15 protein-coding genes and 1 pseudogene are annotated in these 14,196 nt (G+C 45.4%); 11 read left to right on the top strand and 5 right to left on the bottom strand.

From position 1 onward, the window contains the following. Positions 1–27: 27 nt before the first annotated feature. The 4 genes from AC6I3O_RS27680 to AC6I3O_RS27695 are packed head-to-tail and all read left to right on the top strand — an operon-like array spanning position 28 to position 2,346. Positions 28–660, top strand: coding sequence for a hypothetical protein (locus tag AC6I3O_RS27680; protein WP_159757552.1), 633 nt, complete (start codon positions 28–30; stop codon positions 658–660). A gap of 1 nt (position 661) precedes the next feature. Next, a complete protein-coding gene (locus AC6I3O_RS27685; RefSeq protein ID WP_159757555.1) occupies positions 662–1,615 on the top strand; it encodes a phosphoadenosine phosphosulfate reductase family protein in 954 nt (317 codons plus the stop codon). Between the two features lie 11 nt (positions 1,616–1,626). Further along, positions 1,627–1,884, top strand: coding sequence for a hypothetical protein (locus AC6I3O_RS27690; protein ID WP_497853979.1), 258 nt, complete (start codon positions 1,627–1,629; stop codon positions 1,882–1,884). A 15-nt stretch (positions 1,885–1,899) separates the two neighbouring features. Beyond that, on the top strand, positions 1,900–2,346 hold the full coding sequence (locus tag AC6I3O_RS27695; RefSeq protein WP_497853982.1) for a hypothetical protein: 447 nt from the start codon (positions 1,900–1,902) through the stop codon (positions 2,344–2,346). A 106-nt stretch (positions 2,347–2,452) separates the two neighbouring features. On the opposite strand, the gene AC6I3O_RS27700 is transcribed toward AC6I3O_RS27695, so the two are convergent. The 4 genes from AC6I3O_RS27700 to AC6I3O_RS27715 all read right to left on the bottom strand — a co-directional run bounded on the left by AC6I3O_RS27700 (position 2,453) and on the right by AC6I3O_RS27715 (position 5,539). Beyond that, positions 2,453–2,767, bottom strand: coding sequence for a DUF6618 family protein (locus AC6I3O_RS27700; RefSeq protein WP_004604849.1), 315 nt, complete (start codon positions 2,765–2,767; stop codon positions 2,453–2,455). A gap of 13 nt (positions 2,768–2,780) precedes the next feature. Then, complete coding sequence (locus AC6I3O_RS27705) at positions 2,781–3,587, bottom strand: ExeA family protein (protein ID WP_497850715.1); 807 nt, start codon at positions 3,585–3,587, stop codon at positions 2,781–2,783. Beyond that, the gene (locus AC6I3O_RS27710) at positions 3,587–4,855 is read right to left on the bottom strand and encodes a DDE-type integrase/transposase/recombinase (RefSeq protein WP_039909679.1); all 1,269 of its coding nucleotides are present in this window, start codon (positions 4,853–4,855) and stop codon (positions 3,587–3,589) included. The genes AC6I3O_RS27705 and AC6I3O_RS27710 overlap by 1 nt, the downstream gene beginning before the upstream one ends. A 90-nt stretch (positions 4,856–4,945) precedes the next feature. Further along, positions 4,946–5,539 (bottom strand): DUF6431 domain-containing protein, encoded by a 594-nt coding sequence (locus AC6I3O_RS27715; protein ID WP_368444840.1) that lies wholly within the window; start codon positions 5,537–5,539, stop codon positions 4,946–4,948. A gap of 287 nt (positions 5,540–5,826) precedes the next feature. On the opposite strand from AC6I3O_RS27715, the pseudogene AC6I3O_RS27720 reads away from it, so the two are divergent. The 4 genes and pseudogenes from AC6I3O_RS27720 to AC6I3O_RS27735 all read left to right on the top strand — a co-directional run. After that, positions 5,827–6,057: pseudogene (locus tag AC6I3O_RS27720) on the top strand (hypothetical protein); the annotation flags it as partial. Positions 6,058–6,123: 66 nt separating this feature from the next. Continuing rightward, the gene (gene tnpA / locus AC6I3O_RS27725) at positions 6,124–6,558 is read left to right on the top strand and encodes an IS200/IS605 family transposase (RefSeq protein WP_300512659.1); all 435 of its coding nucleotides are present in this window, start codon (positions 6,124–6,126) and stop codon (positions 6,556–6,558) included. A 106-nt stretch (positions 6,559–6,664) separates the two neighbouring features. Beyond that, the gene (locus tag AC6I3O_RS27730) at positions 6,665–6,820 is read left to right on the top strand and encodes a hypothetical protein (RefSeq protein WP_497853985.1); all 156 of its coding nucleotides are present in this window, start codon (positions 6,665–6,667) and stop codon (positions 6,818–6,820) included. Beyond that, positions 6,807–8,291, top strand: a complete 1,485-nt coding sequence (locus AC6I3O_RS27735; RefSeq protein ID WP_497853987.1) for a hypothetical protein — start codon at positions 6,807–6,809, stop codon at positions 8,289–8,291. The genes AC6I3O_RS27730 and AC6I3O_RS27735 overlap by 14 nt, the downstream gene beginning before the upstream one ends. 82 nt (positions 8,292–8,373) lie before the next feature. Here the strand turns inward: AC6I3O_RS27735 and AC6I3O_RS27740 are convergent, their stop codons facing one another. After that, on the bottom strand, positions 8,374–9,753 hold the full coding sequence (locus AC6I3O_RS27740; protein ID WP_497853989.1) for an IS4 family transposase: 1,380 nt from the start codon (positions 9,751–9,753) through the stop codon (positions 8,374–8,376). Positions 9,754–9,882: 129 nt separating this feature from the next. Here AC6I3O_RS27740 and AC6I3O_RS27745 point away from each other — a divergent pair, with 129 nt between their 5' ends. The 3 genes from AC6I3O_RS27745 to holA all read left to right on the top strand — a co-directional run bounded on the left by AC6I3O_RS27745 (position 9,883) and on the right by holA (position 14,127). Beyond that, the gene (locus tag AC6I3O_RS27745; RefSeq protein ID WP_497853990.1) at positions 9,883–10,284 is read left to right on the top strand and encodes a ubiquitin-activating E1 family protein; all 402 of its coding nucleotides are present in this window, start codon (positions 9,883–9,885) and stop codon (positions 10,282–10,284) included. 239 nt (positions 10,285–10,523) lie between these two features. Continuing rightward, positions 10,524–13,196 carry an ATP-dependent helicase gene (locus AC6I3O_RS27750; RefSeq protein WP_497853992.1) on the top strand — a complete coding sequence of 891 codons (2,673 nt, stop codon included), beginning with the start codon at positions 10,524–10,526 and terminating at the stop codon, positions 13,194–13,196. Further along, positions 13,189–14,127, top strand: coding sequence for a DNA polymerase III subunit delta (holA, locus tag AC6I3O_RS27755; protein WP_497853995.1), 939 nt, complete (start codon positions 13,189–13,191; stop codon positions 14,125–14,127). Before AC6I3O_RS27750 ends, holA begins: the two co-directional genes overlap by 8 nt. Positions 14,128–14,196: the final 69 nt, after the last annotated feature.

Below are 14,196 nucleotides of genomic sequence, written 5' to 3' on the forward strand. Positions count from 1 at the left end.
GGTTTTTATCTATCATCAGGGGGAAGCGTGGGAAGAATTTTGCATCTGGTACTATGCCAGATGTTTTTTTATGCAAAAATATTAATAGAAGGAGGAAGTTGTTATGCGTACAACAAAGAGAAAGAAATGGCAGATCGAGTGAAGAAGAAGGAGGATACAGATGTCCAGGAATTTCTAAGGTCTCATGGGATGTCAGCGGGAAATGATGATTATAACTATCATATGTCGCTGGGATTCTATTATGCCTATTCCGCAGACGCATTCCGTTATGCGGAAATGATCGAGGACGGGGAAATATTTAACGAATACGTGGTAAGCGCAGTGATAAAAAATCTGCATGTTTCGTATCAGGCATTAAAATATTTCCAAAACAAACTGAATATAGGGAATTATGAATTTGACACAGCAGAGACAGTTACTTTGGAAGAGGCAAGACTGGAGAACGGCAGGATTATCGGGAATAAGGATCATGCGGTAAAAACCGCCCGGAGGTGGCTGGCCAGATTCAAAAAGAGACAGGCGGCAAATACAGGAAAAAGTTCTGATGGAATGAAAGAAAAAAGCATTTCTCAGGACTTTTTTTTATATGAAGTCGCAGTTTTTATCCTATACCTGGCAGGAGAAGAGATTGATTATGGTTTTATAGGAGAGGGCGGATAAGATGTTTATAATGGACAATGAACTGAAACTGAATGAATGGCAGTTTGCCCAGAGAAAGTATCTTCCTTTTGAAGAGAAGCTTATCCTCTCCAGGAGGCGAATTGAGGACTGGTATGATTTCCACGAGGGTGACGTCTATGTATCTTTTTCGGGCGGGATGGATTCGACGGTACTTGTTGATCTTGTCAGAAAAACGGTCGGGGATGTTCCGTTGGTATTTGTGAATACCGGGCTTGAGTATCCGGAAATCGTCAGATTTGTTTCCTTATATGATAATGTGACTGTTCTGAGGCCAAAAATGTCATTCAAGGAAGTGCTGGAAGTGCATGGATACCCACTGATCAGTAAAGAGACGGCAGCAAAAATCAGAAAGCTGCGGCATGGCAACCTAAGCGCCCGTTATCGAAATTATCTTCTGAACGGAGACGAAAGAGGAAGTTTTGGAAAGCTGGCCGAAAAGTGGAAATTCCTTGTAAATGCACCTTTTGATATCAGCGAACTGTGCTGTGACATTACGAAAAAGCAGCCAATTTATGCATATAACAAGGAAACAGGCAGGGTTCCCTATATTGGGATCACACAGGATGAAGGGTACAGAAGGCAGAGGGAATATAACCGTACAGGCTGCAATGTATATGATGCAAAGCACCCAAAATCCCAGCCCCTAGGTTTTTGGACCCGTCAGGATATCCTACGGTATATTGCCGTAAATAATCTCAACATTTGCAGTATCTATGGGACAATAGAGTGCCGCAATGGCGTGTTCCAAAATACAGGGGTTTACAGATCCGGCTGTGTCTACTGCTGCATGGGGGTACAGCTGGAACCTCATCCGAACCGCTTTGAGAGGATGAAGTCTGATGACTATAGGCTTTACAACTATTGTATGCGCCCGCTGTATGAAAATGGGCTTGGGTTTGATTATGTGCTGAATTACTGTGGATTTGCACATTGAAAGGAAGGAATATGATAAAAGTAAATGAATTGATAGCGCTGATTGATAAACTGGAGGAAGTAGAACCGAGAGATAACGATGATTTTAAACAGGTAATGGGAATTGTTTCAGGGAATAAAGCATGTCTAAAAAAGGCTTCTCTGGAATATATTGTTTATCTGCTAAATAATCTGGGGACTATCTTAAATAATGAACTGCAGGAAGATTATCCGGTGATTAACCTGGAATCCATGCCAGGATGCAGTATAGCAATGAGAAGGGCTATTTAATATGAGGTACTGAGTATGAAGACGGTTATAACATTGGATGATGAAAAATTTGGCGGTAATTATTATCATGCCGCACATGTAGAAGTAATCCGGGGAGACAAAACGCACAGTGCAAAGTATGTGGATGTTGACAGACTGCTGGAAGCAATGAAAAATGCCAGGAATATGGATGTGTTCTACAGAATTGGCAGGCTACCTCAGAATTATTATGATGGGACGATCCGGAGGGAATCCGATATGACAATAAGCGGACATATGCTGCTGACAGTTTCAAAGCAGAGAATCCCATTACAGTTTGAGGAGACAAAGTACACAATCCCGTTTCCTGCACTTCTGTTCTGTTTTCATATTATACACGGGCGGGTTTGTTTGTTGGGCGGCGAATTGAGGGAGACGCAAACAGCAAATTATTTTTCCAACTTTTCTCCCGTAGACTGCGCAGTGCCTTCTGCAAATGCATAATGCTGTCGAAAATGTTGCACACTGCCGGTATTGATTTTTCCTTTGAAACGCAAAAGGCCATAGATCCTGTCGTAAGATCCACGGCCACAAGATGCATATAGGTGGTTCATTGTTTGTCAGCCAGAGTCGGGAGATAAGCCAAGCCAGAGGCAACCGTAACTGCATCTACCTTCCGCATCAGACTGCTGAGCCGCCCCTCATTCCAAAAAATATCAGAAAAATCAGACAGTTCACATCCTACATCATGGTTCGGGATACAAAGGTAATTCCCATATTTATGCTGCCCGGCCAGGATGTGGAAGTAAGTCCCCCGCCCATTGATCTCTGCTTCATACCACCCAGGCCGCCACCGTAATAAGAGGATCTTTCCTGTCCAGATTTCCCTGCGGGGACCATCCCTGAGGATACAGTTATATTCCATAAGCAGCACCTCCCTACCCAAGATTCTGGCTGCTGACGGAGGCTAGTATCACTTCTGTGTCGATCATCTTCTTCTCCATCTGTGCGCCAAGGGTGAGAGCGTTAGTCATGAGGTTGTCCACCAGCCTGGGACTTCCCTGGGAGTGGCTGTGGACCGCGGAAAGGGCGGCCTGCTCTATGATGGAGGAAGAGCCTCCCGCACAGGTGATCTTATGGAGCACGTACTGCGCCACCTCCGAATCAGAGAGACCGGAGAAGTTGTAGTGCACAGTGATCCTCTGCCGCAGGGCTTCATGAACGGGCTTGCGCAGGGTATTGTTAAGATGGGGTTCCCCGCACAGGATGAGCGTGAAGCAGTTCAGGGAGTCATAGCCGTAGTTCATGAGCATTTTGATGTCCTCCAGGATGCCTGTGGATAGGTACTGGGCCTCATCAACGGCCAGGAGGAGGGGCTGCTTCTTATCCTTGTAAAGGTAGAGGATCTGCTCCTGTATGGCGCGGAACATCCCGGGCTTACCGCCCCTTGGCTCCACCCCCAGGACGGAGCAGAGCTGGCGGTAGAACTCCATGACGCTTACGGTGGAGAGGCAGATGTACTCCATGTGGTAGAGGTTGGGGTTGAGTCCTTTTGCAAAACAGCGCAGGGCGAAGGACTTGCCCATGCCGGGGCGTGCCGTGAACAGGCCGATGCCCCTGGTATCTTTTAAGTAGTCCAGCCGGGAGAGCATCTCAGAAATGTCCTTAGAAAGGAAACGGTCTTTCTCCCGGGCCATTTGTTTATCAAAAGAATTGAAAGATAATCCATAGTAAGAACGGAACATCAACAGCCACCCCCTAACTTTGAGTAGTCAATGCCTGGTGCGTTATTGCGCTTGGTCCTGCAGTTTTCGTTCTTATCCGTAGGCCGGATGGGGTAATGCTCCCCTTCGTAAAGGATGAAGGCGGAGGACATGTCATCCGGAAGGAACCGGATCTCCACTTTTGATGAGATGAACTGCATGGGGACGTCGTAGGCCACCCTGTCGATGGAGACGGTAGAATCCTTGTTCACCTTCCTTGTAATACGGTTCAGGAAGCATTCCTCCAGCCATTCCCTGGACTTAGGCCTGCGGATGGAAGAACGGGTCTGCTGGTAGCGCGCAAGGGGTGTAGTGCCGATGCCGGAATGGACGGAAGTGTTGTAGGAGCGCATGTAATCCTTAAGGAGCCCGTTGAACTGCGCCAGGGAGGTGATGGAATCCATATCCAGGGTATAGAGCCAGGTTTCCTTGAGTGTCCTGAACTGGCGTTCTATCTTGGCTTTGGAGGCACCGTCCCGTACTTTTGTATGTAAAAGGACGGTGCCGATGGAACCGCAGATCAGGGAGAGCTGCGCACCCACGTAGCTGCAACCGTTGTCGACATAGAGCTTAGACGGGATCCCGTGAGCGGCCACGGCATCCTTGAGCACCTTCTGGAAGTTGTAGGCCGTATCATTATAGAAGAGTCCGCCGCCCACCAGGAAACGGGAATGGTCATCAATGACCAGGATGCAGTAGACCCTCCTGCGCTGGCCGTTTTCCGTGATATAAGGAAGGTAACAGGTATCCGCCTGCCACATTTTCCCAAAGGCATCTTCCTCGAAGGCCTTCCTGTCCCTCAGGTTTGGGTTGGATGCCGATTTCAGGTCATGCTTCTTCACAAAACGCTGGACTGCGCAGACGCTGACGGAAGCAGGGATGAAGGCTTCTTCCACAAGATGTTTGTGGATCTGGGTGGAATTCAGTCTTGGGAAAGCCGCCTTGAGCCGGCAGATTTCTTCGATGGCGGTATCTGGCAGCACCCGGGTGGCACCCTTATCGGAGCGCTCCCGGGGCATAAGTGCGTCGATGCCGCCGTTCTGGTAAAGGGATACCCACTTGCTGATGGTTTTGGGGCTATAGCGGAACACAGAACCATCCGGCAGGGTGAGAGGGTTCTCGGTGATACGCTGGTAGTAGGCGTTCCTGGACGCATCTGGGTAAAGGTCATGGATGACCGGTGCAATGAGCGCGAGCCGGAACTGTGCCATGGCGGCTGCATCCGAAAGGTTCTTTTGATTGTTGTCCATAAAAATATCCTCCTTAGGTTGTTTTGCACCATTATGAGGGAGGTGGGGAAAGGAAGCCATACCTATGGCGTGTGGTTGAGGGAAAGCATTTCACGGGCCGAATACCTGCTGGCAGTAAGGCGCCGGATTCCTATGGGACTGGAGGAAGGATTTCGCAAAGCGGCGGACAAAGGCGGAAGCAAAATCAGAATAGGCGGGTTGGATGGACAGAGCCTTCAGGAAAGAAAGGGCGGATATCTCCACGGAAGAGAGGATGCCCAGCCATTCCACCTTCTGCACACGGAAAAGATCCAGCCATCGGCGCAGCTGGGAAAGAGAGATGGAGAAGCGCTCGCAGAGTCTCTCCACGGTAGACAGGTGCAGGAAATACTCCGCCAGGACACGCAGGAGAAAGAACAGGCCATAGCCGGAGTAGGGGATGATGAAGTCCGGAAGGATGGCATGGGTATGGCCGCAGGTACAGATAAGGCGCAGAATGCAGAGGCTGTGGCGGACAGGGGTGCCACCCACGAAGTCCACCAGAGAACGGCCATAGTAGGCATGGATCCGGCAGCTTCCCTTAGCCCCACAACAGGGACAGGTCTGCAGCTCAGGGCAGAATCCCTCCATGAAAGAATCAAACAGGACTTTAGATGAAGTTTTTATACGAATCAGCTTGCAAAACAGGGAGTTTTCTCTTATCATAGTATATGTCGGTAGTGCCGGAGTCACAAGAGTGGGACATGATCCCGTATATGGCAGGCACACTGGTGTATGAGAGAAAGAACGAACTGTAGGGGTGCTGTTCTTTCTCTTTTTTTCGTTCCATAAAAACTATATCGGAACAGCATGGAATGGTCAAGAGGAAAACGTGCTGCTTCCTACAGCACATTCTTATAGACGTTATTTGGGACTTGAGATTTTAATTTGACGTTTTTGTGCGGGAGATTTGAACTTTAGTTTGCGGGACGACAGTTTGTTCAACGGAGGTATATGCATTGACGGGTACACAGTGGAATGAGAAGTCTGTCTTATATAATTATCCGTATGGAAATGTAAATGTGCAGTCACATCAAGTGTGCTGGGGGAGCAACAGTCTGCCGGAGATTACGGAATTAAGGAAATTAGATGTAGTATGCTCTCTGTTTTATGACAGTCCCTGCAACAATGATTATTGTCTGTATAATGGGGTTAAAACCCTCGCCTTAAGGCGAAACCTTTAGGTCAACCCCATAACCTCAAGTTTAGAAAAAAGTAAAAATAGAAATACTAAACGTGAGGTGAAGAATATGGAGAATTATAGAAAATCGTCACATTGCACGTATGATATTAAGTACCATCTGGTTTGGATAACAAAATATAGAAAACCGGTGATAACAGGAAAGATAGCGGTACGGACAAGAGAATTAATCCGAATCATATGCGAAAAGAACGAGGTAGAAATCCTGGCAGGGCATGTAGGAAGTGATCACATCCATATGCTGGTATCAGCACCGCCGCATCTATCAGCAAGTAAGCTGGTACAATATATTAAGGGAACAACATCCCGAAAATTGCAGATGGAATACAAAGAATTGAACAAGCAATTCTGGGGACGGCATTTGTGGGCAAGAGGATACTTTGTGGCAAGTAGTGGAAATGTAACAGATGAAATTATCAAAGAGTATATTAAAAATCAAGATTTACAAGAGAAATTAAAAACAGACAACTTTGAAATAAGTTAAAGATAAAAGGAATAACAAAGAGCAGAGACAACTTTAGGCTGCTTTAGCAGCACACCGAACCTACCGGCTTTAGCCGGTAGTGGTTCAGTTTACTGCGGAGCGCTCGGTGAAATGGAAGACAGACAACCTGCGCAATGTGCTGGAGAAATTAAAAGAAGAAGAGGAATTTCCGGAAAAGCTGCTTGTAATGAGCGACAGGGGAAATATTGGCACCATGATTAAGGGTATCATAAAGAAGGAGGACAGGAATGGATCTATTTGATATTTTTGGAATTACAGAAGAAGAACTGAAGGATGAAAAGAAGGCATCTGCAAAGCCTAAAAAGAAAGAGAAAAAAGAAAAGAAGCAGGGAACAAATTACAAGCTGCCGGTTTCATTTTGTGCGGGGCATCTGCGTCATGTATTTTATGATGAGGCTGCGGGCACGTGGAGTGAAGATGCGCTCAAGAAAAACATCCGCAGCACGTTCAGGGAACTGGCCGGTATCTTCTTCAAAATTTCTGTTATGAATGTAGAAGAAAAAGAAGAAGGAATAGAAACTTATATCCGGCCGGAGATTATGTACAAGGAGTTTACGAATGAAGATAAACTGGAATTCCCACTGGAAGTAACAGCCGGTACAGAGTCTTTATGGCTGGACACAAAGATGTCATTGGATGAGATAAGGGCATTGTGGGTAGAAGCACATCCTGAATATGACGGCTGCAGATTCCAGTATGATGAAAAACAAAAGCTGCTGATTCCATTTATGGAGAGAAATGCTCCAGGCGGGAAAAAGTATACCTTCCCTGTTACGGTTGGATATCTTGGGATACAGGAAACATATGGGGAGGAGGATTTCGGCGTTTCAGAGGTGACAGAGGCAGAGCTCCAACAGAAGTTTGCCAGTCATTATCCGGAATTTTCTGAGTGTGGATTTGCCTATATTGAGGAGCAGAATCATCTGTTTCCAGTTATGAAATCGGGTCAGGAAGAGAAGGATAAATCGATTGCAATTCCAGTGGAAGTAAGGGCGAGCGGATTCTCCCTTACGATTAATCCGGAGGATATTCAGGGGAAACGTTCCGCGACCCTGGAGGAGATCCGAGAGGTACTCGAAGGTGTTTATCCCGAATATACGAAGGACAGGACGGATATGCAGTACGATCAGAGGCATTTTGTTGTGCCGGTATTGATTAGTTCAAGGAAAGGGCTTGAAATCCGGCCGCTGAACCCAGGATGGAAGCATGAGATCATAGAAGATGAGTATCAGGACAAATGGCGTGTGGAAACCACGCCATTTGGCGTTTTCAGATGTAACAGCTCAAAAAAGGATCAGGCAGCCTTTCAGCTGTCTGCCCACAAAATTCCGAGACGGATATTGGAGGATGTAATCAGGATTTTTAAGAAAACACCGGCGCTTGAGCATGCGCTGCAGATTTTCTATGATAATTCCAAAGACTCCTACATTCTCTTTGAACCAGAGCAGTGTGTAACCAGAGGTTCCGTAAAATTCAAAAGAGATCTGCAGATGGAGCAGAAATATATTCTGGTTATGGATATCCATAGCCACGGAATGTATTCAGCCTTTTTTTCGAGCGTAGATAATGAAGACGAGAAAGGCATACGGTTGTATATGGTGTTTGGAAATCTGGACAGGCATACGCCTGGATATGCGCTTCGAGTAGGTGTTGCAGGCATATTCGGTGAAGTGGCATTAGAGGATATTTTTGAAGGAAGGTCAGAGGCATGAAATATAATATTACTCAAACTTCCCACATAAAAAATGGGTTTTGCACCTTGATAAATCAATACTTTAACTCATAAAATAACATTTAGGCAGACGCTGAACCGTACTCCAATGCTTTTTGCATGTACTTTGGCAGTCTCTGAACAAGGCTGGTAGTGAAATCCTCCAGCTGTTGTTCCGTGATGTGGAAATGTTCCATTACGGTATCCATGAGTGCATCTATGATAATCCTCATGGATTGACTAAAAGTGATATCATCCAGTTCATCCATGAGACGGTAAAACAATTCACAAATCGTTTTGTCATCGGTATTACACCGCTGCGTAACTGCAAGCATCATATATCTTACAAAAACAATAGACACATGCGCAGTCAAAGCGTCATAGGACAGGCTCCGGCACTCTTTTACCAGATGTAAATAGGATTTGCAGGTCTTGAAAAATACCTCAATATCCCAGCGTTTCCCATAAATACGGATGATTTCTTCTTCTGAAATCGTTGTGTCTGTACTGATAATGGCAAGCCAGTCTTTTTTCTTGCTTTTGTTCCGGACACAGACGATTTTTGCCGGAATTGCCTCATCACCAACGGTTACATCAACGGAAAGCAGATATTTGGAGCGGCCTCTGCGTTTTTTGCTTTGTTTGTAAATTTCTTTGATGTTGTATTTCCCATCCTGATATCCATATTTGATTTTACTGCTTTTCTTAACCATTGCGATTGTGTCTAATTCGCAGTCTGTCTTCAATGCAGTAATGGTCTTCGGTGATGAAAACCAGCTATCAAACAACACATATTTTGCAGAAATTCCGGATGATCGTGCTGCTTTGAGCAGGTCAATCATGACCTCTGTTGCTTTACGTCTGGATTGTTTCCGCCTTTTTCCGGCAAGGGAACGCCCATCGAAGTCTGCAGCTTTGCAGAGCAGATTTTTATCATCGGCTGCCGACATAAGACAATGGTTGAGCGGAACAAAGGAGTTCCCATCGGACCATCCGAGCGTCAGCATACGGTAACCGTTCTTGTACTTCATGGAACAGTGGTCAAAGACTTTCGCCAAAAGTTCTGTTTTCTTTGAACGGGAACGGTCAAACAGACTATCATCAATAATGAAGACATCTTTGCGGTTCTCACCTGTAAGCGGCTTCATGAAATCATTGATGATACGGCTTGAAAGTAAGGTTGTGAACCGAAACCAGTTAATCTTTGCATTATTGAGGAAACGATAAATGGTGTTTTTGCAGAATGAACCGTCAAATGTGCCGGTTTTCCGTTGCATATACATGCTCCGATTCGAGAAAATGAGACAAAACAGGTATCGAAACACTTCGATTACCGGGATTCCTTTTGCTTTTCCGGCATTACATTTGAAAAGAAGCTTTCCGATTTGGAATCTATTCATAAAATTTGTGACTGAATTGAAAATCTCGTTTTCGTTTTCCTCAGAATGTGGTATACTTGACATGGCATAAATCTCCTTGCTGTGTGATTGTTTTTCGCAACTCAATTATACCATAAGCAAGCGGTTTATGCCTTTTTTATGGACTAAAGTATTGATTTTTCAAGGTTCAGCACACCAAATGGTGTGGGAAGTTTGAGTAATATTATTATTGTTGGCTGCGGGGGAACCGGAGGTAATTTTATCAAAGAACTTGGCAGATTTTTATATAGAGCCTCCAATAAAAATAGCTGCAGCATACTGTTAATAGACGGCGATCTGGTGGAGGAACATAATGTCTCCAGACAGCCGTTCCTCCCGGAGGATGTCGGGCGGAAGAGAGCGTTGTTGGATCTTTTGCATACAAGGGGATTCCCGGATTCATGGTTACCACTTTTCTGGAAAAATTTATCCAAGATAGAAAGGTCGTATGGTTCTATGGAAGATGGAGAGATTATTATTATGCAGAACAGGTCGATTGGCGCATATAAAAAATTTCGCAGAGAACATAAAGAGATGGTTCATAATTACTTTGCAGAAGAGGAACAGGCAATATAGGATGTGCTGGATGACTTGATGTATCCTCTGACTTATACGAATGTACATGATAACGGATACCTGGGAGATAATTACTATATTTATTTTGATACGGGATGTGATGGATATAATCACCTTTCATTTTCAATGCTGAGTATGCAGTGGGTGATATCCTGTGTAGTATTAGGAAAACTGCTTCGGGATTTTAGAGACAAGGTATACCAGCTCATGGACATTCAGCTGGAGTTTGGGCTTATATCATGAAGGCTGATAATTTAATGACTCTGCTCAAATGTCCAAAGAAATATGAATTGGAACAGACCGTGTTTCATTACGAGACTCAGAAAGAGGCATCCTTTCGGAAAGCTCTGGATATAGCCGCCATCCAGCTCGCCGGGAAGGCGGGGTGGGAGGATGCGGCCGGAAAGATAGAGTCTGTCCTTCGGGAAGAATACGCGGAGCAATGGTTTGAATTAAGCTGGCAGAAGAAACAGGCCGTCAGGGATGACCTGTTTCGGATAAGACGCTTATACTGCTGGCTGTCAGGGCGTACGGCGGGGAAAGCACAGGCGCTGAAGCCATTGGAGGTAAATTTTGAGGCTTCCTATGCCGGACATGAAATCCATAATCTGCAGATTCAGGCGGATTTAGTCATAGAGAAGCCGGATGGAAAAATTCAGGGAATTATCTTATACCGGAGATTCTCCCGCCCATATTCTTATTATGCGAAAAAGGCAGATAATCACGTTTTTTTCTCTGCCGAATTACTTTGCCTTATGGGTGGAATAAAGATTTGTTATCCTGAAAAACAGGTGGAGGTTATGATGGTTCGGGCGGAATCTGCAAGTGACAGGGCAGGGTACTTTTCAATGTTTGAGGAAAAGAAAGGCGACAATATCCTGCGCTTTACAGAGGAGGAACTCTGGAAATCCAGCGTGGAGAGCGTTGAGGAAAGGCTTGGAGAAATTATGAGCCATGTACATACGGAGAGTTGCAGGAACTGCATTTTTACAGAAATCTGCCGCCCGCCGGTACAGATACCTTTCAAAAGAGAAGCCACGGATAAAATGAAAGTGAGGGAACCGCTGAGCTATACTGAGAAACAGGAAAGAGCAGTCCGGCATCGTGACGGGGCGCTGCGGGTGTGCGCCGGTCCGGGAGCCGGGAAAACAGAGGTTCTGACTGGCCGTATCTGCCGGCTGATGAAAAATGGAGTCAGTCCTAAAAGAATCTTGGCAGTTACATTTACAAAAAAGGCTGGGAGAGAGATTATGGAACGGATAGAGTCAAAGGAAAAGCCGGATGTTATGACGCTTCATGCTTTGGGATACCGAATTGCTCGCCAGCATGAGCACCTGATCGGAAAAAAGAAACTTGTAAACAAGGTTGACTGTATGCAGATGCTGCTCTATATACTGAATCGAATGCCGGTCATCCAGGGAGCCAGTTATGAGAGGATATGTACCGCAGGCGGACTCCTGGAGTGCCTGCTGAAAGATTTCTCTTTTATCAACAAGTATGGGGCAGAAAAACTGCAAAAACAGTATCCTCAGAAGGATGTGGCCGGTATTTTGCAGATAAAGGAACAGTATGAGCAGAAGTTTCGTGCAATGGGATATATTCTGTATGAGGATCAGGTGCGCCTGGCTGTGGAAATACTGGAGGCATATCCGGGCGTGCAAAAGAAAATGCAGAAGACATATGATTATATTATGGTAGATGAGGCCCAGGATCTGGATGAGATGCAGGCACGCCTGATTCGGCTTGTGGCGGACCCGCTCTGTAATAATATTGCGTTATATGGGGACGCAGATCAGTCCATTTACGGCTTTCGGGGCGGAAGCAATCAGTTCATGTTAAGATTTTCAGAAATCTATCCGGATGCGGCGGATATCAGGCTTAATGATAATTTCCGTTCTGCAAAGGGGATTATGACGGCGGCGAATACACTCATAAGCCACAATATGGAACGGGTAGCGTTTCAAATGAATGCACACGTAAAGACGGAGTTTTTGCCTGTCTTAATCCATAATTTCAGGGCAAAACGGATAGGTGCATTTATCCAGGACGTGCTTCACATGGGATACCGGCAGGAGGATATCGCGGTGATTGCAAGGACGAATAAAGAGCTGGAATGTATGTGCAGTATGCTGGGGCAATATAATGAAGCGCATCCGGATGAAACAATGCTTGGGTTCAATAAACCGAAATATTATCTTTGTAAAGATTCTACATTTCAAGTAATTTTAGATCTGCTGACAATCTATCTTGGTGACTTTTCCGATGATATGGTTTGGTTCCGGCTGTTGAATATGCTGGGTGAAATACCTGAAAAAGGAGAACCGAAACGGACACTTTACGAGGATTACCTGGCGAGGGGGATGATTTATCCCCTTGCCGGAGAGGAGGAGACGAGATATCTGAGTGTCACAGCTTCTGACAGCCGTATTTTACAGGCTTTTTCAAAAATATACCAGGCCGCGAAATGCTTTGTCCTGCCAGCCCGGCAGGCAATACTGCGTGCCATGGAATTATTTTGTGATGAGAAGATCGATTATAAGGAGGTGCTGGAGATACTGGATGAAAAGCTTCGGGAACGGAATATAAGAAATGCAGATCAGATGTGGACATACCTTTCTTCGGTCAAACGCTTTCGGGATGATACCAGGCTGTTTTACGAGACCGGGCAGGAAGGGAGGATTCAATTACTGACAGCCCATGACTCTAAAGGAAAGGAATTCCCGGTGGTGCTGGTCTATGGAGTAGATGATTTTGAAAAAAACGAACCCCAGGAAGACCGTAGACTGCTTTATGTGGCTATGACGAGGGCAAAGGAACGGCTGTATTTAACGGAGATATGTAAAGGAAAGAGTATGTTTATCAAGGAATTTGAAGAAAAGCTGAAGATTATGGGAGGAACGCAATATGCCTAAATGGTTGGTGTATGGGGAAGAACCATACTTAATTGATAAGTTCCGCAAAAAAATTATAGATGAAGTGGAGACACCGGAGTTTAATCTTATGGAGACGAGTGAATTTACGGAAGCAGAGCAGAACTTCTTATGTCAGCATGCGTTATTCGGGGATAAGAAGGTGCTGATTTACCGCGCGAATAGTTTGAAAGAGAGCGGGGAATTCGTAAAATATGTATCTGAAAAAGGGAAAACTACGGACACCTATATTTTTGTCCAGGAAGTTGACAGGCGGAGCAAAGTGTACAAGATGTTCAAAAAAGAAGAAGTCCAGGTTTTCAAAAAGCTGTCCCGGGATGTTCTGGAGAAGACGGTCATGCAGTTTGTGAAAAAGGCCGGATGTGAGATTACTACAGAGGCATATCAGCTGTATCTGCAGTTGATTAATTATGATTCAGAGGAAACAAATCTGTATGATGTGCTTCATTCATTGAAACGGCTGTGTGCTGTGAAGGAGATTACGAAGGAAACCGTGGAGTATACGGTGCTGGACCGGGAACAGGAGAATATTTTCCTGCTGATACAGCTTATTATGCAAGGAAAATACAGTGATGTGTTCCGGCAGGCGGAATTAATCCTGCAGAATCAGCCCAATAATGTGATTGGTGTGCTGTCGCTGCTTTTGCGAAGCTACCGGCTGGCATATAAAATGGAGGTGTGCCATTGTTCGTTGAGTGCATTAGGGGTTAACGGGCGCACGTTCGTTCCAAGGATGTCTGCTGACAGGTGCAGTGAGGCGATGGATGTTCTGGATGATATGGTGAACCTGATAAAACGGGGCACCTATCGGCCGGATATCGCATTGAAGGTTGCACTGGCGAAGCTGTGCTGTCTGCAGAACGAACATGAAGGAAATAACCAGGGTGAGCTGCTTAAGAAAGGAAAAATATAATACATAGAGAATTCGCAGGAATTTTATTGTAAACATGAGTGTTTTTTTGTATAATTGAGATGTAGCAGG

The sequence above is a fragment of the Sporofaciens sp. St.21A7 genome, from assembly GCF_059728535.1.